Source organism: Ancylobacter pratisalsi (assembly GCF_010669125.1).
GTDB lineage: Bacteria > Pseudomonadota > Alphaproteobacteria > Rhizobiales > Xanthobacteraceae > Ancylobacter > Ancylobacter pratisalsi.
This window is the reverse complement of the sequence record NZ_CP048630.1, coordinates 2,855,879-2,877,547: the sequence shown is the minus strand read 5'-3', so window position 1 is coordinate 2,877,547 and position 21,669 is coordinate 2,855,879. Positions and strand designations below refer to the sequence as shown.

The window sequence follows — 21,669 nt, the reverse complement described above, 5'->3', positions numbered from 1 at the left end:
GAACTTTTCTAATTTTATCCGGCAAGTGGGCATTCGACATGTGCGCGTCCTTTAGTATCAAGAGCTTGGTTCGCATCAGCATGGTCTCGGCGGGAATGGCCGCGCTGGGATCGACGGCATTCGCCCAGGCGATCACGGCCCCTCCCGGCTCGCCGGACGCGTCGGTCACCATCGATGGCCGCTACCTGCCGAACCCGCCACAACCCTTCGGCGGCACGATCAACCTCAACGCGATCGATTCAAAGCCGTACTGGCCCGCGCGCGTGGTGCCGCCCAAGGGCGCCCCGAACGTCTTGCTGATCATGACCGACGATGTGGGCTTCGCCGCACCCTCCACGTTTGGCGGCGTCATCCCGACGCCAGCTCTGGACGAGATCGCCAATAGCGGCCTGCGCTACACCCAGTTTCATTCGACGGCGCTGTGCTCGCCGACGCGCGCGGCGCTGATCACTGGGCGCAACCATCACTCGGCGGGCTTCGGCGTCATTTCCGAGATGTCGACCGGCTTTCCCGGCTATGACAGCATCATCGGCAAGGATACCGCCACCATCGGGCGCATTCTGCAGGACAATGGCTACGCCACCTCGTGGTTCGGCAAGGACCACAACACCCCGGCATTCCAGGCCAGTCAGGCCGGCCCCTTCGATCAGTGGCCCGGCGGCATGGGGTTCCAGTATTTCTATGGTTTCGTCGGTGGCGATACCAGCCAGTGGGAGCCGAATCTCTTCCGCAACACCACGGCCATCTATCCCTATGTGGGAAAGCCCGGCTGGAACCTGACCACCGCAATGGCGGATGAGGCGATCCAGCACATCAAGATGCTGAACGAGGTCGACCCCTCGAAGCCGTTCTTCGTCTATTACGTGCCCGGCGGCACCCATGCCCCGCACCACCCCACCCCGGAATGGGTGGACAAGATCACCGACATGCACCTGTTCGATGGCGGCTGGAACGCGCTGCGCGACCAGATATTCGCCAACCAGCGGAAGCTCGGTGTCATCCCTCAGGACGCCAAGCTCACTCCGTGGCCGGACCAGTATCTCAGGAAATGGGACACGCTCTCGGCTGACGAGAAGAAGCTCTTCATCCGGCAGGCGAATGTCTACGCCGCCTATCTCGCCTATACCGACCACGAGATCGGCCGCGTCATCCAGGCGGTGAAGGATGCCGGCAAGCTCGACAACACGCTGATCATCTACATCTCGGGCGACAACGGGTCGAGCGCGGAGGGTTCGCCCAACGGCACGCCCAACGAGGTGGCGCAGTTCAACAGCGTCGAGGTGCCGGTCGCCGATCAGCTGAAGTATTTCTACGACGTCTGGGGCACCGACAAGACCTATAACCACATGGCGGTTGGCTGGACCTGGGCCTTCGACACGCCCTATCAGTGGACCAAGCAGGTCGCCTCGCATTTCGGCGGCACCCGGCAGGGCATGGCTATCTCTTGGCCGGGCCACATCACCGACAGGGGCGGCATCCGCAACCAGTTCCACCACGTCATCGACATCGTGCCGACCCTGTTGGAGGTCACCGGCATCCCCGCCCCGGTCTCCGTCGACGGCGTCGCCCAGAAGCCGATCGAAGGGGTGAGCATGGTCTATACTTTCGACAAGGCCAATGCGAACGCGCCGACGACGCACAAGACCCAGTATTTCGAGATGTTCGGCAATCGCGGCATCTATAGCGATGGCTGGTACGCCAACACCACGCCGATTTCGCCGCCCTGGTTGCTCGGCGCAACGCCGAACCCTGATGTCATAAGCTCCTACAAATGGGAGCTCTACAATCTCGACAAGGACTGGACCCAGTCCAACGACATCGCCAAGGAAAACCCCGCCAAGCTGAACGCGCTTCAGGACCTCTTCCTTGTCGAGGCGGCGAAATATCAGGTCTTCCCGCTCGACAACTCGCTGGCCTCGCGCATGGTGACGTCGCGTCCGAGTGTGACAGCGGGGCGCTCCAGCTTCACCTATCGCGGGACCCTCACGGGCATCCCGATGGGCGACGCCCCGCAATTGCTGGCGACCTCCTACAAGATCACCGCTGACGTCGTGGTGCCGGAGGATGGCGGCAACGGCATGATCCTCACCCAGGGCGGCCGGTTCGGCGGGCACGGGTTCTACATCCTGAACGGCAAGCCGGTGTATGTGTGGAACCTGCTGGATCTCAAGCGGGTGCGCTGGGAAGGCAAGGACACGCTCACGCCCGGCAAGCATACGCTGGTCTTCGATCTGTCCTATGACGGCCTTGGCTTCGGCACGCTCGCCTTCAACAACACCAGCGGCGTGGGGCGCCCGGCCTCCGCCACCCTGTCGGTCGACGGCAAGGTCGTTGACACGCAGAAGATGGAGCACACCATCCCGATCACCCTGCAATGGGACGAGACCTTCGACGTCGGCGCCGATACCGGCACCCCGGTCGACGACGCGGACTATAAGATACCCTTCGCCTTCAACGGCACGATCGAGAAGGTCACCGTCGATGTCGACAGGCCGCAACTGACCGCCGAGGACGAAAAGAAGCTCCTCGAAGGAATGCAGCGGAGCAACAGGTCGAGCGAATAAGTAACCCGGGGCTGTGGTTTCAGCCCCGGCGCACTTCCCCTCGGACGAGCCAGGGCAGAATGTGGGATCGCGTCCTGCGGGACGGGATCGAAGGGCAGAAATCCGACGGCCGCCTCAAGGAGGTGCCGTTGGAAGAGGGGGAACGTGCATGCATCACATCCGGCTTGCCTGCCTGATGGCCGTCGCCTTGTGCGCTACGGCGGCGTGGAGAACACCGGCGCATGCCGCGGACATCGTCAAGGCGCCGCCCGCTCCCACGACTGTCGCGCCGCTGACCTCCGACTGGCAGTTCCAGGCCACGTTTTACGGCTGGGCCACGGCCATGAACGGCGATGTCGGCGTGCGCGGCCTTCCGCCGGCCAGTGTCGACCTCAGCGCCTATGATGCGCTGACGAATCTCGACGGCGCGCTCATGGGGGCGTTCTCGGGCAAGAAGGGCGACTGGAGTTTCCTGTTCGACGTCGTCTACGCCAGCCTGTCGGATGGCGTGACCTTTGGCCCGCTGGGCGGCAGCAGGGCCAGTCTCGGTGTCAAGCAGACGATCTTCTCCGGCCTCGTCGGCTACCGGATGCCGTTGGGCCTGCCGGACAATGTCGATCTCAGCGCGACCGTCGGTTTCCGCTACCAGCACCTGTCCGGCGATTTCAACTTCACCAACGCCTATGTCCCGCTCGCCGTGAGCACGAAGGGCACACAGGACTGGATCGACCCGACGATTGGCCTGCAGCTGAACTACGCCATCGACGAAAAATGGTTCATCAACGCGATTGCCGATGTCGGCGGTTTCGGCGTCGGGTCGAAGATCACCGCGCAGGGGTTCGCCACGCTCGGCTACATGTGGACCCCGTCGATATCGACGGCCATCGGCTACCGCGCCATCTACACCGACTACGAGAACGACGGCTTCGTCTACAATGTCACCCAGCACGGCGCGTTCCTGAGCCTGGGCTATCATTTCTGACACGCTGGACCGAACGCTGGACCGACCGCCGTCCCGTTCGCATGGCAGGGCAAGCGCAACGCCGCGCCCTACCATCCCCCATCGGGGGACGTCTGCCCACGAACTAATCAGCCTTGCCGAATGCCTCGCATTGGTGCATTTCCCGCAAGAATGAATTGCAGGCCCCTGTCTTTAAGCGCGGGGCGTCCCCTCGATACGCTCCCTTCGATCGGTCGGCGGGCGGACGTTCCTCCGGCGCGACGAGAGCGGTGGGACGATGGCCGGCACGGTTCTGCACAGTTCGCATTGGGGGGCGTTCCGGGTCGGGGTCGAGAACGGCCGCCTGACGGACATCCAGCCCTTCGAGCGTGATGCTGATCCTTCCGCGCTGCTCGCCGGCATGAAGGACTATTTCGACCACCCGACCCGCATTCGCCGCCCGGCGGTGCGTCGCGGGTGGCTGGAGAACGGTCCCGACAGCGATACCGCCAAGCGCGGCGCCGATCCCTTCGTCGAGGTAAGCTGGGACGAGGCGCTTGATCTTGCCGCCGCGGAGCTGGCGCGGGTCAAGCGCGAGCACGGCAACCGGGCCATCTTCGGCGGGTCCTATGGCTGGTCGAGCGCCGGCCGGTTTCACCATGCCAAGACGCAGGTGAAGCGCTTCCTGAACGCGTTCGGCGGCTGCGTCGAGCAGGTGAACAATTACAGCTTCGGCGCCGCCATGGTGCTGCTGCCGCACATTGTCGGCGACAACCGTTTCCTCTACGGCCCGACCACCCATTGGCGGGCCATCGCCAAGAATACCGAGATCCTGCTCGCCTTTGGCGGCCTTCCGGGCCGCAACACCCAGATCGAATCCGGGGGCTGCGGCGAGCATGTGCAGAAGCGCTGGCTAAGGGAACTAGCTGGCCGGGCACGACGCATCGTCAATGTCAGTCCCCTGCGCGACGACATCGAGGAGACCGCCTGCGAGTGGTGGCCGATCTGCCCCGGCGCCGACACCGCCCTGCTGCTGGCGCTGGCCCATACGCTGCTGACCGAGGGCCTTGCCGACCGCGCGTTTCTGGAGCGCTGCACCACCGGCCATGAGCGCTTCGCCGACTACGTGCTGAGCGGGCGCGGCGCGGCGGGGTTCGATGCCGAGTGGGCGGCCGGCATCTGCGAACTTGCCGCGCCGGACATCCGCGAGCTGGCGCGCCAGCTCGTCGCCCATCGCAGCTTCATCACCCTCAACTGGTCGCTCCAGCGCAGCGATTATGGCGAGCAGCCCTACTTCGCCGCCGTCGCACTAGCGGCCATGATCGGCCAGATCGGGCTGCCGGGGGGCGGCATCGGCTTCGGCTACGGCTCGATGAATGGCATCGGCAATGCCGTGCCGCGCTTTCGCACCCCTCTGCTGCCGACCGGCACCAACGCCGTCGACCTCGCCATCCCGGTCGCGCGCGTCAGCGACCTCCTGCTGCGTCCGGGCGAGACCATCGCCTATAACGGACGCGAGCTGACATTCCCCGAAATCCAGCTGGTGTACTGGGCCGGCGGCAATCCTTACCACCATCATCAGGACCTCAACCGCCTGCAACGGGCATGGCAGGCGCCGCGCAGCATCATCGTCCACGAGACCCACTGGACGGCGACGGCTCGACGCGCCGACATCGTGCTGCCGGCGACGACGACGCTTGAGCGCAACGACATCGGCACCTCCTCCTCCGACCGCTTCATGATCGCGATGAAGCAGGCGGTGCCGCCCTTTGCCGAGGCGCGCGACGACTATTCCATTTTCCGCGCGCTCGCCGAACGGCTGGGAGTGGCGGAGGCGTTTACCGAGGGCCATGACGAGATGGCGTGGCTGCGCCGGCTCTACGAGGACGCCCGGACCTCATCGAACGCGGGCGGGCTGGCGCTTCCCGACTTCGAGCACTTCTGGGAGCAGGGCCTCATCGAACTCCCGGCGACGGAAGCACCGTTCAACCTGCTGGCGGACTTCCGCGCCGATCCCGAAGGCCGGCCGCTCGCCACGCCATCAGGACGGATCGAGATCTTCAGCGCCACCATCGACGGCTTCGGCTACGCCGACTGCCCCGGCCACCCGGTGTGGCGCCCGGCGCGGGAATGGCGGGGCGCCGCGGCGGCGCAGCGCTACCCGCTGCATCTCATCACCAACCAGCCGCGCACCCGGCTTCACGGCCAGATGGATGTGGTCGGCATCAGCCAGACCAGCAAGATCGACGGACGCGAGCCGATCCGCGTCCATCCCGCGGATGCCGCGCGCCGCAACCTGAAGGACGGCGCCATTGTGCGCGTCTTCAACGATCGCGGCGCCTGCCTCGCCGGCGTGGTGGTGTCGCAGGACCTGCGCCCCGGCGTGGTGCAGATGGCGACCGGGGCCTGGTTCGACCCGGTCCATCCCGGCGTGCCCGGCAGCCTCGACGCCCATGGCAACCCCAATGTGCTCACCCACGACATCGGCACCTCGTCGCTGTCGCAGGGCCCCTCGGCGCTGAGCTGTCTGGTCGAGATCGAAGCCTTCAATGCGCCGTTGCCGGAACTGTCCATCGGCGCGCCGCCGCCCTTCATCGAACGTCCCTTTCGGGAGCCCGCGCCCACCGCGCCGGGCCTCCGCAATAACCTCCAGAGGAGAAAAGACAGATGAGAGCCAGTGCATTGAAATTCCTTCGGGCCGGCCTCACCGCCGCGTCCCTGGCCGCGTGTACGGCGGCCGTGCTCGGCACCACGGCGTTCCTCGCCCCGCAGGCGCGGGCCGACGAACCGGCTCGCGGCGGCACCCTGACCATGGTGATCTCGCCGGCGCCGCAGATCCTCACCTCCGCCTTCACCACGGCGGGTGCCGAGCAGGTGGTGTCGTCGAAGATCTCCGACAGCCTGTTCACCTATGATTTCGACATGAACGTCACCCCCCAGCTCGCCGAGAGCTACGAGGTGAGCCCGGATGGACTGCGCGTGACCTTCCACCTGCGCAAGGGCGTGAAGTGGCATGACGGCGCGCCCTTTACCTCCGAGGATGTCGCCTACACCACGATGAACGCGTGGAAGGTGCTGCACGGCCGCGGGCGCACGATCTTCGGCAACGTCACCGCCGTCGAGACACCGGACGAGAACACCGCGGTGTTCGTGCTCTCCAAGCCGTCGCCGGGCATGCTCAAGAGCCTTGCCGCCCAGCAGACCCAGATCCTGCCGGCGCATCTCTACAAGGGCACCGACATCGCCACCAACCCGGCGAACCTCAAGCCGGTCGGCACCGGTCCGTTCCGCTTCGTCTCCTTCCAGCCGGGCGACAATCTCGTGCTGGAGCGCAACCCGGACTATTGGGACACGTCGAAGCCCTATCTCGACAAGCTGATCTTCCGCTTCGTGCCGGATGCCGCCACCCGCGCCGCCATGCTGGAATCGGGCGAGGCCGACATCGTCAACCAGAGCCTTATCCCGCCCGCGGACATCGAGCGGCTGAAGGAGGAAGGCGACTTCATCACCACGACCAAGGGCTACGAATTCCAGAACGAAGTCTCGATGATGGAATTCAATCTCGACGACCCGGTCATGAAGGACATCCGGGTCCGCAAGGCGATCGCCCATGCGATCGACAAGAAGTGGATCGTCGAGAACATCCTGTTCGGCTACGGTCTGGTTGCGGAGACCCCCCTGCATCCGCACCTCACTCAGCTCTACGACACCAACGGCGTGCCCAAATATGATTTCGACCCGGCCAAGGCCAAGGCGCTCCTCGACGAGGCCGGCTACAAGCCCGACGCCAACGGCGTTCGCCTGAAGATCACCGTCGACCCCCTGCCCTATGGCGATCTTCAGAACCAGATCGCCGCCTATATGCGCGAAGCGCTCCGCGGGGTCGGTATCGAGCTGAACGTGCGGACCGAGGACTTCGCCGGCTTCGTGAAGCGCGTCTACACCGACCGCGATTTCCAGATGACGATCAACCTGCTGACCGGCGGTTCCGATCCGACCATCGGTACCCAGCGCACCTTCTGGTCGAAGAGCTTCAAGCTGGGCGTCGGCTTCTCCAACGGTTCCCACTATGTGAACCCGAAGATGGACGAGATCCTTGAGACCGCCGCCTCCGAAATGGATCCGGCCAAGCGCAAGGCCGAGTATCTCGAATTCCAGAAGCTCGCCATGGAAGACCTGCCGGCCCTGCCGCTGGTCGCGGTCGAGAGCGTGACCGTCGCCAACAAGCGCGTGCACAACTACACGATCGACGCGCACGGCACGTACGGAAACTTCGCCACCGTCTGGGTCGACCCCAAGAAGTGACGACTTTGGGACGCGGCGGTCACGCTGCCGCCGCGTCCCGCCCTGATGGGAGATGGCCCTTGAACGGACCAATGTTTCGCTATCTGCGCACCCGCTGCCTGCAATCGCTGATCGTGATCTGCCTGATCATCGTCGGCAGCTTCTTTCTGCTGCGACTGGTGCCCGGCGACATGGTGGACATCATGGCCGGCCAGCAGGGCGACATGGATGCCACGCTCATGGCGACGCTTCGCGCCCGCTACGGGCTCGACCAGCCGGTACTGATCCAGCTCTATCACTATGTCGGCGGCATCGTGCAAGGCGACCTGGGTTACTCCTACCGCAATTCCACCAGCGTGCTGTCGCTCATCCTGCAACGGCTTCCGGCGACGGGGCTGCTGGTCATCTGCTCGGTATTCGTCGCGGTGTTCGTCGGCACGCTGGCCGGTGTCGTCAGCGCCCGCCATGCGCACCGCCCCCTCGACATCATCGTCTCCATGGTGGTGCTGCTGTTCTATGCCACGCCGATCTTCCTGAGCGGTCTCGCGCTGATGCTGATCTTCAGCGTGAAGCTGAAATGGCTGCCGCTCGCCGGCCTCACCACGCCGGGCGTGGAACTGGGGGTCTGGGGCACCGCGCTCGACATCACCCGGCACATGATCCTGCCGGTGGTGTCGCTGTCGCTCTTCTATATCGCGATCTACACTCGGCTCGCCCGCGCCTCGATGCTGCAGGTGCTCGACCAGGACTACATCCGCACCGCCCATGCCAAGGGCCTGTCGACCACCCACGTCATCCTCGGCCACGCGCTGCGCAACGCTCTGCTGCCCGTGGTCACCATGGTGGGTCTCCAGGTGGCGGAGCTGTTCGGCGGCGCGGTGCTGACGGAGACGATCTTCGGCCTGCCGGGCATTGGCCGGCTCGCCTATGACGCGGTGTTCCAGCGCGATTATCCGCTCATCCTCGGCATTCTGATCGTCTGCGCCTTCGTGACGATCTTCGTGAATCTCGCCATCGACGTCGTCTACACACTCCTCGATCCGCGCGTGAAGATTGCCCGATGAGCGTATTCGGTTCCTCCTCCCTTCTCGGCCGGGTGCTGCGCTCTCCCGCGGGCGTCATCGGCCTCTTCGCGCTGCTCTCCATCTTCTTCATGGCGGCGACGGCGGGCCTGTTCTTTCCGCGCGGCCCATTCGCCCTGGTCTCGCGGCCCTATCTGTGGCCCGGCACCCGCGAAGGCCTGCCCTTCGGCACCGACCCGCTCGGGCGCGACATGCTGGCCGGTATCTTCTACGGCTCGCGCATCTCGCTGCTGGTGGGTTTCGTGGCGACCGCCTGCGCGCTCATCGTCGGCATCTTCGTCGGGTCGGTCTCGGGCTATTTCGGCGGCAAGGCCGACGCGGTGCTGATGCGCGTCACCGATGCGATCCAGACCATTCCCGGCTTTCTCTTCGCCATCGTGCTGGTGGGCATCCTCTCGCCGTCGCTGTTCAACATCATCCTCGCCATCGCCACCGTTTCATGGCCGCCCATCGCGCGCCTGACCCGCGCCGAAGTGCTGCGCGTGCGGGCGATGGAATATGTCGATGCCTGCCGGCTCGTGGGCATGTCGCACGCCCGCATCATCTTCACGCAGATCCTGCCCAACAGCCTCTCGCCGGTCATCGTCGCGACCGCCGTGCTGGTGGCCACCGCCATCATCACCGAGGCGGGCCTCTCCTTCCTCGGGCTCGGCGATCCGAACGTCATGAGCTGGGGCACGCTGATCAATGCCGGCCGCTCCTCGATCCGTACCTCCTGGTACATCTCGATCATTCCCAGCCTGTTCATCGTGCTCACCGTTCTGGCGCTCAACCTGCTTGGCGACGCCGTCAACGATGCGCTCAACCCCTATTTCCGCAAACGCTAGGAGAGCGACGAGATGACCGGTCCCCTCGCTCCGCCGCTGCTGGACGTGCGCGGCCTCACCATTGCCCTGCGCAACGGCGCCCATGTCATCGACGGCATCGACTTCACCGTCGAGGCCGGGAAGACCCTGGCGCTGGTCGGGGAATCCGGGGCCGGCAAGTCGCTGACCGCACTTGCCATCATGGGCCTGCTGCCGCCGCACGCCATGCAGCGCACGGGCGGGAGCCTCCGGTTCGAGGGCACGGACCTCGCTGCACTGCCGCCGCGGGAGCTTCGCGCCTATCGCGGCGGACGTGTGGCCATGATCTTCCAGGACCCGCTCACCGCGCTCAACCCGGTGCTCACCGTCGAGCGCCAGCTCACCGAGTCCATCCGCCTGCATACCGGCCTCTCCGGCGAGGCGATGCGCCGGCGGGCGCTTGAACTGCTCGATCTCGTCGGCATTCCCGCCGCCCGCTCGCGGCTGGGCGAGTACCCGCACCGGCTTTCCGGTGGCATGCGCCAGCGGGTGATGATCGCGATCGCCCTCGCCGGCAATCCCCGGCTCATTCTCGCCGACGAGCCGACCACGGCTCTCGACGTGACCATTTCGGCGCAGGTGCTCGATCTGCTGGCCTCGCTGCAGCGCGAATTCGGGCTCGGCATGCTGTTCATCACCCATGATCTGCGCTCGGTGCGCGCGCTCGCCGATGACGTGGCGGTGATGTATTCCGGCCGCATCGTCGAGACCGGCCAGGTCGCCGACGTGTTTCGCGCGCCGGTGCATCCCTACACCGAGGGGCTTCTCGGGGCCCGCCCGCATGGCAGCTTCGCCACCCAGCATCACCAGCTGCGCGAAATTCCGGGCACGGTGCCTTCACCCGATGCCCGGCCGCCGGGATGCGCGTTCGCTCCGCGCTGCGGCCTCGTCACCGATATCTGCACGACGACACCACCTGTCGCCACGCGGCACGGCGAGCGCGCGGTGAGCTGCTTCCATCCGCTGGTGAAGGAGGGCGCCGCGTGAACAGGCTTCTCGTCAACGACCTCACCGTCGAACACCGCACGCAGGGCGGCACCGTCTATGCCGTCGCCGGCGTCAATCTGGAGATCGCGCCGGGCGAGACGCTGGGCCTGGTCGGGGAGTCCGGCTGCGGGAAATCCTCCCTCGCCCGCGCCGTGACCGGCCTCAATCCGCCGACATCGGGCGACATCGTCATCGACGGCACCAGGACCGATCCGCGCCGGCGCATCGCGCTGTCGAAGCAGATACAGATGATCTTTCAGGATCCGTTCGGAAGCCTCAACCCGCGCCTCACCGTGCGCGAGATCGTGGAGATGCCGCTGTCCGTCCACCGCGTCGGCAGCCGGGCCGAGCGGCGCGTCCGGGTGGGCGAGCTTCTCGCCCGCGTCGGTTTGTCGGCGGAACTGGCGGACCGCCTGCCGCACCAGCTCTCGGGCGGCCAGCGCCAGCGCGTCGGCATCGCGCGCGCCCTCGTGCTGGAGCCCACGATCATCGTCTGTGACGAGCCGGTGTCGGCGCTGGATGTCTCGGTGCAGGCCCAGGTCCTCAACCTGCTGGTCGAGCTGCAGCTTGAGCGGACGCTCTCCTACCTCTTCATTTCCCACGACCTCGACGTCATCCGCTATGTCTCGCATCGCATCGCGGTGATGTATCTCGGGGTCATCGTCGAAACCGGCCCGGTCGAGGACGTGTGGCACCACCCGCGTCACCCCTACACCCGCGCGCTGGTGGCAACGACGCAGGAGGACGCGACCGAGGCCCCGCTCACCGGCGAGTTGCCAAGCCCGCTCTCGCCCCCGAGCGGGTGTCGCTTCCGCACCCGCTGCCCGCTGGCGATAGACCGCTGCGCCACGACCGCCCCGATCCTGCGGCAGATCGACAACGCCCATCTGGCCGCCTGTCACCGCGCCGAGGAAATGCCGGCCTTCGCGGGAGGCGCGGCATGAGGCTCGACCTTCCACTTCTCGCCGGCGCCGAGCCCACGCTCGGTCACTGCATGTGGAGCGCCACGGCCGGTCCACCGCCGCCCGAGGCCACGCTCGGTGCCGAAGAGCGCTGTGATGTGCTGATCATCGGCGGCGGCTTCAACGGCGTCACCGCCGGGTTGAAACTCGCGCAGGCGGGCGCACGGGCCATCCTGATCGAGGCGCGGGAAATCGGCGCCGGCTCCACCGGCCGCAATGCCGGCATGGTCAATCCCGGCCAGTTCCTCGGCCCCGAGGAGATTGCCCGCCATCTCGGCCCCGATCATGGCCGCCGTTTCGTCACCGAATTGGGAGCGGCGCCCGCCATGGTGCGCGCGCTGATCGCTGAACATGCCATTGCCTGTTTCCTCGATGACAGGCCGATCATCCGTGCCGCCCATTCCTCCGGCGCCGCGCGCGTCCTGCACGCCCAGACCGAGGCGTGGCAGAGGCTCGGCGCGGATGTCGTGATGGTGGAAGGCCACGACCTTGAAGCCCTGACCGGCTCGCGGCGCTACGGGGCGGCGCTGCTCGACCGGCGCGGCTTCACCATCCAGCCGCTGGCCTATATTCGCGGCCTCGCGAGCGCGGCGACGCGGTTCGGGCTGCGCATCGCCACCGGGCGAACCGTGACCGGGCTCACGGCGAAAAACGGCACCTGGCTGGCACAGGCCGGCGACTGCACCATCCAGGCCGACAAGGTCATCGTGTCGACCAACGCCTATAGCGGCGATCTGTTGCCGGAGCTGCGCGAAGAGATCATGCCGCTCGGCGCCTTCGGCTTCGCCACCGATCCGCTGCCGGCCGCATGGCGGGCGCGGATTTTCCCGCAGGGGCATTCGCTTTACGACACCCACAAGGTGCCGCTGTTTTTCCGCTACGACCCGGAAGGTCGCCTGATGGTCGGGTGCATCGGCTTCCTGCCGAAAGGGCTCGATTCCACCGGGTGGGCCGACCGCGCGCTGCGCTTTGTCTTCCCGCAGGCGCCGCGCTTCCCATGGCGCTTCCGCTGGTCCGGGCGCCTCGGCCAGACGCCGGACCGACTGCCGCATTTCGTCGAACCCCGTCCGGGCCTGCTCGCCACGCTCGGCTGCAACGGGCGGGGCATCGCGCCCAATACCTATTTCGGCGCCATGCTGGCGCGTCTCGCGCTGGGCGAGACCCTCCAGACGCCGCTGCCCCGCACCGCGCCACATGCCTACCCGAACCGCGCCCTGGCCCGCGAGGGCTACGACGCGGCCATCCGCCTGTATCGCAACACGCTTCTGTTCACCTGAACCAGGAAAAGCCCATGTTCTCTCTCGAAGGTAAGGTCTGCGTCGTCACCGGAGCCGGCAAGGGCCTTGGTCGCGCCATCGCCACGACCTATGCCGCGCAGGGCGCGAAAATCGTCGCGGCGGCGCGTGGTCTCCAGGATCTCGAAAGCCTGAAGGCGGAGATCGAGGCCAAGGGCGGCGAGGTGGCGATCTGCACCACGGACGTCACCTCCCGGAAGGCGATGGAGTCCCTCGGCGAGGCCGCGCTCGCGGCGTTCGGCCATGTCGATGTGTGGGTCAACAATGCCGGCGGCTTCATCGATGGCGCCATGTGCGACTGGATCGATGTCGAGGAAGACGCCCTGGACGCGATGCTGCGTCTGAATCTCGTCTCTTTCGTCTATGGCGCGCAGGTGGCCGGCAAGCTGATGAGGGCCGCCGGAAAAGGCGGCTCGATCATCCTGATGAGCTCGTTGGATGCCTTCAACCCCGCTCCCGGCGGCGAGGGCTGCTATGGCGCCTGCAAGATCGCGCTCAACCACATCACCGAAACACTCGCGATCGAGCTTGGGCAGTACGGCATCCGCGTCAATGCCATCGCGCCGGGCGTGGTCGACACCCCGCTCACCGCCCCGTTCCTCACCACCGACGAGATCCGCGCGGACCGCGCCTCGTTCTATCCGCTCGGCCGCATCGGGCAGCCCGCGGATGTCGCCGCGGCCGCGGTCTATTTCGCCAGCGACGAAGCCGGCTATGTCTCGGGTGCCAAGCTTCTGGTCTCGGGCGGCGCCGTGTTCAACAGCGATCCGTATCGCTACATGATGAAGGTCGCCGCCGAGAAGAAAGCGAAGGCCGGCGTTTGATCGCCGGCCTTCGCCTCTCAGGAAGCCTTCGGGAGACTGCCGCCTTGCCGCTTTACAGGGTTCGCCCCCACGCCCAGAGCTACGGCCACGACGTCGGCGTCATCATGATGTACTGCTCCAATCCCTTTCCGCCGGGGGACGTGGGCAACGCCTACAGCTATGACTACCCCGTGCTCTATCACACGGTGCGGGACGTCACGATCGAGAGCCTGATCGACAAGGCGGACGCCTCGGCCGGACAGGCCGTCGTCGCCGCCGCCAGGGCGCTGGAGGCTGAGGGGGTGAAGGCCATCACCTCCGATTGCGGCTACATGCTCGAATATCAGCAGGAGGTCGCGGCGGCGGTCTCGGTGCCGGTCATGCTGTCCAGCCTGATCCAGCTTCCCTTCATCGATGCGTTGCTGGCACCGGGCCGGGAGATCGGCATCGTCTGCGCCAACGCCCCGCGCCTTCACCCCGCCCTGCTCGCCCGTGCCTTCCCCCATCCCGGCCGCCCGGTGCGCATTGCCGGGATGCAGGAGCAGCCGGGCTTTCGAAGCGCGATCCTCGACGAGGAGGGCACGCTCGACACCGACAAGGTGCGCGCGGAAACCGTCGCGGTGGCGAGCGAACTGGTGCGCGCCCATCCCGCGATCGGCGCCTTGCTGCTCGAATGCTCCAACCTGCCGCTCTATTCGCAGGCGGTGCAGCAGGCCACCGGCCTGCCGGTGTTCGATTTCCTCACCATGATCGACTATGTGCGCTCGGCCTGCGCCCGCCGTTCCTATGAGGGGGGCTACTAGAGGCCGGCGCTGCCCGATCCCTCGATCCAGGGGGCGTCGCGGAAATGGTCGACGAGGAAGTCCGAGAACAGACGCACCTTCTGGGTCATGAAGCGCACGCTCGAATAACAGGCGTAGATGTTCGATTCCGGCACGGTGGTCCATTCCGGCAGAATGCGCACCAGCGTGCCGGCGGCAACCTGCCGGTAGCACACATAGCCGGCGACGAGGCCGATCCCGAGCCCCTCCTCGGCCAGTTCGCTCACTGCCTCGGAATTGTCGCAGCGAAACGCCCCGGTGATGTTCACCGTCTCGGTGCGCGCGCCCTTGCGGAAACGCCAGGCATTGCCCGCCGACTTGTAGAGGCTGTAGCGCACGCATTGATGATGCAGCAGGTCGGCCGGTGTCTCCGGTGCGCCGAAGCGCGCGATGTAATCGGGCGAGGCGACCAGCACACGGTCGTTGGGCGCGAGCTTGCGGGCCACGATCGAGGAATCCGGAAGGTTGCCGATCCGGATGGTGATGTCGAAATCCTCGTTGATGAGATCGACGAAGCGATCGGAGTACTCGGCCTCGATCGCAATCTTTCGGTAGCGCTTGAGAAAGACCGCCATCGGCCGCGACATGTGCAGATGTCCGAAGGCCACGGGGAGGCTGATGCGCAGCGTGCCCTGCGGCTCCTGGTTCATCGAGGACACCAGCGCATCGGCCTCGCTCAGTTCGTCGAGCACGGTGCGGCAATGGCTGTTGTAGAGCCGCCCGGCCTCGGTCAGCGCCACGCGGCGGGTCGTGCGATTGAACAGGCGCACGCCCAGCGCTTCCTCCAGACGCGACACCTTGCGGCTGACGGTGGACGGGGTCTGGCTGAGAAAGGACGCCGCGTCCGCAAAACTCAGCTTTTCGGCCACCGCGACGAAGGCGATGATCAGACCGAGGCGGTCGGGATTGAAGGCCAGGCTCTGCTTCTGGACCGGCCCGTCGCACTCCGCCCTGCCGGCTGTCGCGCCACGTGTCTCCCTCTTGTCGGCCATGGCCGCGCCCTCGCCTCGCCTCGGATTCGAGGGCCGATCATCGCATGGCCGGGACCTCGCCTCCATGGTGAAGCACGTCCCATCATTGCTGCGGGAGCAACAGTGAATTGCACGGCGGCGCGTTTGGTGCACCCGCGCGACCCGTTACGATGACGGCAAGGTTCATGTCGGACTGGACAGTGCGCGAACGGGGACAAGCATGGGAACGGGTCCGGAGGTGGTCTTCGACGAGCGCTTCGACACGATCATCGTGGGTTCCGGTGCGGCGGGTATGACGGCGGCGCTCACGGCTGCCGTTTCGGGTCTGCGGGTGCTGGTGCTCGAAAAGAGCCCGCGCGTCGGCGGCACCAGCGCCATGTCGGGCGCGGGAACCTGGGTGCCGGCCAACCACCACGCGCTCGCCGAGGGAATCGCCGACACGCCGGAGGAAGCCTACCTCTATCTTCGCGGCGCGCTCCCGCAGGCCTGGCGCAATAGCGACGACAGCCTGTGGCGCGAAATGGCCTACGCGGCCGCGCCGATGCTGAAACTGGTCGAGACCCATTCGCCGCTGCGCTTCGCGCTCACCCGCGAACCCGACCCGATGATCGAGGTTCCCGGCGCCAAGGTCCGTGGGCGGATGCTCTCCCCGCAGGCGCTGAGCCGCCGCGTCGCCGGCCCCTTCGCCAAGAAGCTGCGCCGCTCCACCCTGCCCCATCTCATGACCTATCAGGAGATGATGGACCCCGGCCCCTACCTGCACCCGATCCGCACCGTCTGGAAGCTCTGGCCGGAACTGCTGCGCCGCCTCCTCACCGACAGCGCCGGGCAAGGCAATGCGCTGATCGCGGGGCTGATCGCCGGCTGCCTCGCCCGCGGCGTCGACATCCGCCTTGCCGCGCCCGTGCGCGAGCTGGTCCAGGATGCCGATGGCCGGGTGATCGGCGTCGCCTATGAGCAGGATGGCCGGGCGCGAAGGGTGGCGGCGGAAGCCGGTGTGCTGCTGTCCACGGGCGGCTTCGAGTGGGACCCCGCGCGCTATCGTCATCACTTCCCTGGCGAGACCGACTTCCTAACCAGCCCCGACACCAACAGCGGCGATGGCCACCGCATGGCGGAAGCCGCCGGCGCGCTGCTGGACCGTATGGACCAGGCGAACATCCACCCGGCGTTGCCCATCCGATATGAAGGACGCATGCACGGACTGCCGGTCGCCTATCACAGCGCGCCGCACGCGCTCATCGTCAACCGGCACGGCAGGCGCTTCATCAGCGAGTACGACTACAATCTCGGCGACACGCTGAACCAGCGCGCGGAGGACGGGTCGATGATCCACCTGCCGGCCTGGCTCATCGCCGATCGCCGCTTCCTCACCCGCTCCCTGCCGTTCCTATGGTACGGGCTGCGCGGCAGGGGCTGGATGCGCTTCGGCACCTCGCTCGCGGAACTCGCCCGGCGGACCGGCCTCGACGCCGCGACGCTGGAGGCCACCGTCGCCCGTTTCAACGGCTTCTGCGCGGAGGGTTTCGACGCCGATTTTGCCCGTGGAGAGAACGCCTGGGAGCGGTATCGCTCCGGCCGGCGGGAGGGCGCACCCAATACGACCCTCGGGGCGATCGAGAAGGGTCCCTTCGTCGCCATCCCCATGAACCGCTCCATCCTCGGCACCAAGGGCGGACCGCGCACCAATCATCACGGCGAGGTTCTCAGGCCGGACTTCTCGGTCATCGAAGGCCTGTATTGCGCCGGCAATGCCATGGCCAACCCCATCGGCACCCGCTCGGTGGCGGCCGGCACCACCATCGGCCCGCATATGACATGGGGCTACATCTGCGCCCGCTCGATGAGCGCGCGCGCGGCCGACCGGGCGGCCACCGCCGCCTGACGACCTTTCCATCTCGCTTTCACAGGTTCCCGCATTCCATGAGTCGCTTAGCTTCCACCGTCGTCCCGGGCAAGACCCCGCTCGCCTTCCTGCCGACACCGCTCGAACCGCTGCCGCGTCTGTCCGCCCATCTCGGAGGGGCGGAGATCTGGGTGAAGCGCGATGACTGCACCGGCCTTGGCGGTGGCGGCAACAAGACGCGCAAGCTCGAATATCTGATGGCCACGGCCATTGCCGCCGGCGCCGACACCGTCATCACGGCCGGCGCGCTGCAATCCAACCATGCGCGCCAGACCGCGGCCGCCGCCGCCCGTCTGGGGCTGCGCTGCATCCTGGTGCTGGCGGCGGCCGTACCCGGACGCGGCGATTGCTACGACACCAACGGCAACATGCTGCTCGACCGCCTCTTCGGCGCCGAGATGCGCCTCTTTCCGGCCGGAACCGATCTCGATGCCGAGATGGCGAAGACCGGCGCCGACCTCTCGGCCTCCGGCGCGAGGCCGTATCTGATCCCGATCGGCGGCTCCAACGGCATCGGTGCCCTCGCCTACGCGGCCGCGATGGAGGAGCTCGACCGCCAGTGTCGCGAACACGCCTTCGCCTTCGACCACATCGTCACCGCCACGGGCAGCGGCGGCACCCAGGCGGGCATGATCGTCGGCGCGAAGCTGGCGGGCATGGCCGCCCCCATTCACGGCATCAGCGTTTCCGCCTCCAGCGCCGACATGCAGGCGAAACTCGAGGCCATCGCGGAACAGACACTGGAGCTTCTGCCGCACGCGCGCGGCACTAGCCCGATCCTTGTCGATGATGCCTTTGTCGGCGCCGGTTACGGCCAGCCGACCGATGCGATGTGGGAGGCCCTGTCCACCTGCGCCCGGCTCGAAGGGCTCCTGCTCGACCCGGTCTATACCGGCAAGGCCATGGCCGGCCTCTTCGCCTATATCCGCTCCGGCCGCATCGGTCCGCAGCAGCGGGTGCTGTTCTGGCACACCGGCGGCGCGCAGGGCCTGTTTGGCTACGAAGACTATCTGACACCAAAGGCGTGACGCGGATGGCAATGGCCCCGCACATGCGGGGCCGGCCGGGCGCAGGGAGAGTTGGCGCGATGTATGACTTCGATGAGGTGCTGGACCGGCGTCGTCCCAACACGTTGAAATGGTCCCGGACCGCCCCCCTGCTCACACCCGCCCAGCGCGCCGCCGATCCGGTTCCGATGTGGGTGGCGGACATGGATTTCCGCGTGGCGCAGCCGATCATCGACGCCCTGCGCGAGGAAGTCGATTTCGGGGTGTTCGGCTATGGCGAAGTGCCGGCCTCCTGCCGGGAGGCCATTGTGGAATGGCAGGCGCGGCGGTTCGGCTGGCGCCCCCACCCGGAATGGATCGTGCACACGCCCGGCGTCGTCAGCGCGCTCAATACGGCGATCCAGGCCTTCACGCAGCCGGGCGATTTCGTTCTGGTGCAGCCGCCGGTGTATTTTCACATCCACCACGACGTCGCGATCAATGGCCGGCGGGTTCTGCACGCGCCGCTGGTCCTCGACAGCGACCGCTACCGTTTCGACCCGGACGCCTTCGAAGCGGCGATCCGGCCGGGCACGAAGCTGTTCATCCTGTGCAATCCCCACAATCCCACCGGCAATGTCTTCACGCGCGACGAGCTGCTCGCCATGGCCGGGATCTGCGCAAAGCACGGCATCCTGGTGCTGTCGGACGAGGTGCATCAGGATTTCATCCTCGATCCGCACACGCGGCACATCCCCTTCGCGATGCTCGATGAGACCATCGCCGACAACACGATTGTCTGCACCGCCCCCAGCAAGACCTTCAACCTTGCCGGCCTGCAATGCGCCAACATCTTCATCCCCAACGGACGGCGCCGGGGGGAGTTTCTGGCGCAATGCGAGAGGAACGGTTCGACAGGGATGAACGTGATGGGCGTCGTCGCCTGCGAAGCCGCCTATCGGCACGGCGAGCCCTGGGCCGATGCGATGCTGGACTATGTGCGGGAGAACCAGCTCCATTTCTCGCGCCGCGTGAGCGAGCTGAAACTGCCGCTGCGTGTGTGCTCGACCAAGGCGCTCTATCTCGCCTGGATCGACTGTCGCGGGCTCGGAAAGAACGTCGACGAACTCCACGACTTCCTGCTGCGCGAGGCGCGGATCTGGCTCGATCCGGGTACGAAGTTCGGGCCCGGCGGCGAAGGCTTCATGCGCATCAACCTCGCCTGCCCGCGCCGCCTGATCGACGAGGCGCTCGCTCGCCTCGCCGCCGCGCTGTAGCGTCGCCGCGCCCCGGCACCGCGGACGACGAGGCAAGCCGGCGGAGCCGGCTTCACCAGAGTTCGTGGCGCTCCCGCAAATCGTCCACCTGCTCGCAGGTGAGCGGCGACACCGGGCGGTCGCGCAGCAAAAGATAGATGCGCGCCGTCTCCTCCAGTTCCTCGGTCGCATACATCGCGTTCTCGAGACTGGTGCCGGCGACGATCGGGCCATGATTGGCGAGCAGCACGGCGTGATGGGTCCCCGCGAACGCTTCGACCGCCTTGGCGAGGCTCTCGTCGCCCGGCGGGCAGTACGGCACCAGCGGCAGCCGGCCGACGCGCATCACGTAATAGGCGGTGAGAGGGGGCAGACAGTTGCTGGGGTCCAGCCCGCACAGGCAGGACACCGCCACCGAATGGGTGGAATGAAGATGCACCACCGCCCGCGCGGCGGTGCGTTGCCCATACATGACACGGTGGAGGAAAGCCTCCTTGGTCGGCTTGTCGCCACCTATGTGTCGCCCCTCCATGTCGAGGCGTGACAGGCGCGAGGGGTCCAGCTCGCCGAGCGAGGCGTTGGTCGGCGTCATCAGCCAGCCGCCATCGTCGAGGCGGACCGAAATATTGCCGGTCGAACCGAAGGTGAGCCCGCGCTGAAACAGCGACGCGCCGACACGGCAGATGCGTTCCCGGATCGCGGCCTCATCGCTCATCGCAGACGGTCCCATGCCTTCAGAAAGAAGTCCTCGCCGCCGAAATTGCCGGACTTCAGCGCCAGTGCGAGGGGCGGGCCGGACAGGCTCGCCGTCCACGGCACGCCGGGGTCGATCTCCGGCCCGATCCGCAGCGCGCTGGCGCCAAGCGCGCCGACGACGGCGCCCGCCGTCTCGCCACCAGCGACGATGATACGACCATACCCCTTCGCCGGCAGAGCCGCGGCGACCGAGGCCAGCAGCGCCTCGACCATGTGCCCGGCTTCCTGCACGCCGAGACGGCCCTGCACCGCCTTGACCGCCTCCGGATCGGCGCTCGAATAGACCAGCGCCGGGCTGTCGCCGGAGACGGCGTCGAGCCAGGCCAGCACCGTGTCCGGGGTTGTCGTACCCTCGGCAATCGCGTTCGGGTCAAGGCGCAGTGCCGGCATGCCGGCGGCAATTGCCCGCGCCACCTGTCCGCGCGTCGCCGCCGAACAGGAACCCGCGAGGACGATCGAACGTCCCGCCGGCGCGGCGATGGTGGTCGGCGCCGGCGTCAGGGCGTTGATCAGGCCGCTCTTCAGATAGGCGGCCGGCAGACCCATGGCGATGCCCGAACCGCCGGTGATCAGCGGCAGATCGGCGATGGCGGTCCCCAATGTGCGCAGGTGGGCGTCGCTGATCGCATCGAGGATAAGCGCACGGCGACCGGCGGCGGTCTCACGCGCGAAGGCGCCCGCAACCGCGTCGGGCCCGGCATCGACGTCGCCATAGGCGACCAGCCCGACGGGCAGCGAGGTCTGGCGTTGCAGGACCCGGCACAGATTGCCGTCGCGCATCGGCGTCAGCGGATGGTCCTTCATCGGGCTCTCATTGATCGGCACGCCGTTGACGAAGAGATAGCCGCTGAAGAGGCTGCGCCCGGCCCGGGGAAACGCCGGGCAGAACACGGTGAAATCGCCACCGGCGAAATCGAGCAGGGCCTGCGCCACCGGCCCGATATTGCCGTGATCGGTGGAGTCGAAGGTCGAGCAGTATTTGAACATCAGCCGGCGCGCGCCGAAGGCCCGCAGGCACCGGGCGGCTTCCAGCGATTGGGCCACCGCCTCCTGCGCCGGGTTGGTGCGGGACTTCAGCGCCACCACCACGGCGTCGACCTCGCCGATGTCGAGATCGCCCTTCGGTACACCGTTGATCTGGACGGTCCGCAGCCCTTCACGGGTGAGGGTGAGGGCGAGGTCTGTCGCCCCGGTCAGGTCGTCGGCTACGCATCCGAGCAGCATCGCGTGGA

Annotated in this window: 17 protein-coding genes; 14 read left to right on the top strand and 3 right to left on the bottom strand. The window is 66.9% G+C overall.

Features of this window, described 5'->3' with window-relative positions; translation table 11 throughout:
* Positions 1-38: 38 nt before the first annotated feature.
* From G3A50_RS13415 to G3A50_RS13365, 11 genes are all read left to right on the top strand, one after another.
* Complete coding sequence (locus G3A50_RS13415) at positions 39-2,564, top strand: arylsulfatase (RefSeq protein WP_425483406.1); 2,526 nt, start codon at positions 39-41, stop codon at positions 2,562-2,564.
* A gap of 148 nt (positions 2,565-2,712) precedes the next feature.
* On the top strand, positions 2,713-3,525 hold the full coding sequence (locus tag G3A50_RS13410) for a hypothetical protein (protein ID WP_163075746.1): 813 nt from the start codon (positions 2,713-2,715) through the stop codon (positions 3,523-3,525).
* Positions 3,526-3,781: 256 nt separating this feature from the next.
* A complete protein-coding gene (locus tag G3A50_RS13405) occupies positions 3,782-6,154 on the top strand; it encodes a molybdopterin-dependent oxidoreductase (RefSeq protein ID WP_163075745.1) in 2,373 nt (790 codons plus the stop codon).
* On the top strand, positions 6,151-7,788 hold the full coding sequence (locus G3A50_RS13400; protein WP_163075744.1) for an ABC transporter substrate-binding protein: 1,638 nt from the start codon (positions 6,151-6,153) through the stop codon (positions 7,786-7,788). The genes G3A50_RS13405 and G3A50_RS13400 overlap by 4 nt, the downstream gene beginning before the upstream one ends.
* Before the next feature lie 59 nt (positions 7,789-7,847).
* On the top strand, positions 7,848-8,831 hold the full coding sequence (locus tag G3A50_RS13395; protein ID WP_163075743.1) for an ABC transporter permease: 984 nt from the start codon (positions 7,848-7,850) through the stop codon (positions 8,829-8,831).
* Positions 8,828-9,676, top strand: coding sequence for an ABC transporter permease (locus G3A50_RS13390; RefSeq protein ID WP_163075742.1), 849 nt, complete (start codon positions 8,828-8,830; stop codon positions 9,674-9,676). The genes G3A50_RS13395 and G3A50_RS13390 overlap by 4 nt, the downstream gene beginning before the upstream one ends.
* Positions 9,677-9,688: 12 nt before the next feature.
* Positions 9,689-10,681 (top strand): ABC transporter ATP-binding protein, encoded by a 993-nt coding sequence (locus G3A50_RS13385; protein ID WP_163075741.1) that lies wholly within the window; start codon positions 9,689-9,691, stop codon positions 10,679-10,681.
* On the top strand, positions 10,678-11,625 hold the full coding sequence (locus G3A50_RS13380; protein WP_163075740.1) for an ABC transporter ATP-binding protein: 948 nt from the start codon (positions 10,678-10,680) through the stop codon (positions 11,623-11,625). The genes G3A50_RS13385 and G3A50_RS13380 overlap by 4 nt, the downstream gene beginning before the upstream one ends.
* A complete protein-coding gene (locus tag G3A50_RS13375; protein WP_163075739.1) occupies positions 11,622-12,920 on the top strand; it encodes an NAD(P)/FAD-dependent oxidoreductase in 1,299 nt (432 codons plus the stop codon). The genes G3A50_RS13380 and G3A50_RS13375 overlap by 4 nt, the downstream gene beginning before the upstream one ends.
* Positions 12,921-12,934: 14 nt before the next feature.
* Positions 12,935-13,762 carry an SDR family NAD(P)-dependent oxidoreductase gene (locus G3A50_RS13370; RefSeq protein ID WP_163075738.1) on the top strand — a complete coding sequence of 276 codons (828 nt, stop codon included), beginning with the start codon at positions 12,935-12,937 and terminating at the stop codon, positions 13,760-13,762.
* A 44-nt stretch (positions 13,763-13,806) separates the two neighbouring features.
* Positions 13,807-14,544: an aspartate/glutamate racemase family protein gene (locus tag G3A50_RS13365; RefSeq protein ID WP_163075737.1), complete on the top strand. Its 738-nt coding sequence runs from the start codon at positions 13,807-13,809 to the stop codon at positions 14,542-14,544.
* Here G3A50_RS13365 and G3A50_RS13360 read toward each other — a convergent pair.
* The gene (locus G3A50_RS13360) at positions 14,541-15,554 is read right to left on the bottom strand and encodes a LysR family transcriptional regulator (RefSeq protein WP_163075736.1); all 1,014 of its coding nucleotides are present in this window, start codon (positions 15,552-15,554) and stop codon (positions 14,541-14,543) included. The two genes, G3A50_RS13365 and G3A50_RS13360, sit on opposite strands and share 4 nt — an antisense overlap.
* Positions 15,555-15,753: 199 nt before the next feature.
* On the opposite strand from G3A50_RS13360, the gene G3A50_RS13355 reads away from it, so the two are divergent.
* From G3A50_RS13355 to G3A50_RS13345, 3 genes are read left to right on the top strand one after another with little or no spacing between them, the layout of a single operon-like run.
* Positions 15,754-17,418, top strand: coding sequence for an FAD-dependent oxidoreductase (locus G3A50_RS13355; RefSeq protein ID WP_163075735.1), 1,665 nt, complete (start codon positions 15,754-15,756; stop codon positions 17,416-17,418).
* A gap of 38 nt (positions 17,419-17,456) precedes the next feature.
* Positions 17,457-18,467 carry a D-cysteine desulfhydrase family protein gene (locus G3A50_RS13350; protein WP_163075734.1) on the top strand — a complete coding sequence of 337 codons (1,011 nt, stop codon included), beginning with the start codon at positions 17,457-17,459 and terminating at the stop codon, positions 18,465-18,467.
* A gap of 59 nt (positions 18,468-18,526) precedes the next feature.
* On the top strand, positions 18,527-19,702 hold the full coding sequence (locus G3A50_RS13345) for a MalY/PatB family protein (RefSeq protein ID WP_163075733.1): 1,176 nt from the start codon (positions 18,527-18,529) through the stop codon (positions 19,700-19,702).
* A 52-nt stretch (positions 19,703-19,754) separates the two neighbouring features.
* On the opposite strand, the gene otnC is transcribed toward G3A50_RS13345, so the two are convergent.
* Together otnC and otnK are read right to left on the bottom strand one after the other, a co-directional pair.
* Positions 19,755-20,396, bottom strand: a complete 642-nt coding sequence (gene otnC / locus G3A50_RS13340) for a 3-oxo-tetronate 4-phosphate decarboxylase (RefSeq protein ID WP_163075732.1) — start codon at positions 20,394-20,396, stop codon at positions 19,755-19,757.
* Complete coding sequence (gene otnK, locus G3A50_RS13335) at positions 20,393-21,661, bottom strand: 3-oxo-tetronate kinase (RefSeq protein ID WP_163075731.1); 1,269 nt, start codon at positions 21,659-21,661, stop codon at positions 20,393-20,395. Before otnK ends, otnC begins: the two co-directional genes overlap by 4 nt.
* Between the last annotated feature and the right edge of the window lie 8 nt (positions 21,662-21,669).

Excerpts from the sequence above, each read along its gene's own strand:
- G3A50_RS13360 (WP_163075736.1), bottom strand. The coding sequence starts at position 15,554 with ATGGCCGACAAGAGGGAGACACGTGGCGCGACAGCCGGCAGGGCGGAG.
- G3A50_RS13350 (WP_163075734.1), top strand. The coding sequence starts at position 17,457 with ATGAGTCGCTTAGCTTCCACCGTCGTCCCGGGCAAGACCCCGCTCGCC.
- G3A50_RS13410 (WP_163075746.1), top strand. The coding sequence starts at position 2,713 with ATGCATCACATCCGGCTTGCCTGCCTGATGGCCGTCGCCTTGTGCGCT.
- G3A50_RS13375 (WP_163075739.1), top strand. The coding sequence starts at position 11,622 with ATGAGGCTCGACCTTCCACTTCTCGCCGGCGCCGAGCCCACGCTCGGT.
- G3A50_RS13415 (WP_425483406.1), top strand. The coding sequence starts at position 39 with ATGTGCGCGTCCTTTAGTATCAAGAGCTTGGTTCGCATCAGCATGGTC.
- G3A50_RS13370 (WP_163075738.1), top strand. The coding sequence starts at position 12,935 with ATGTTCTCTCTCGAAGGTAAGGTCTGCGTCGTCACCGGAGCCGGCAAG.
- G3A50_RS13400 (WP_163075744.1), top strand. The coding sequence starts at position 6,151 with ATGAGAGCCAGTGCATTGAAATTCCTTCGGGCCGGCCTCACCGCCGCG.
- otnK (WP_163075731.1), bottom strand. The coding sequence starts at position 21,661 with ATGCTGCTCGGATGCGTAGCCGACGACCTGACCGGGGCGACAGACCTC.
- G3A50_RS13355 (WP_163075735.1), top strand. The coding sequence starts at position 15,754 with ATGGGAACGGGTCCGGAGGTGGTCTTCGACGAGCGCTTCGACACGATC.
- G3A50_RS13390 (WP_163075742.1), top strand. The coding sequence starts at position 8,828 with ATGAGCGTATTCGGTTCCTCCTCCCTTCTCGGCCGGGTGCTGCGCTCT.
- G3A50_RS13405 (WP_163075745.1), top strand. The coding sequence starts at position 3,782 with ATGGCCGGCACGGTTCTGCACAGTTCGCATTGGGGGGCGTTCCGGGTC.
- G3A50_RS13345 (WP_163075733.1), top strand. The coding sequence starts at position 18,527 with ATGTATGACTTCGATGAGGTGCTGGACCGGCGTCGTCCCAACACGTTG.
- G3A50_RS13385 (WP_163075741.1), top strand. The coding sequence starts at position 9,689 with ATGACCGGTCCCCTCGCTCCGCCGCTGCTGGACGTGCGCGGCCTCACC.
- otnC (WP_163075732.1), bottom strand. The coding sequence starts at position 20,396 with ATGAGCGATGAGGCCGCGATCCGGGAACGCATCTGCCGTGTCGGCGCG.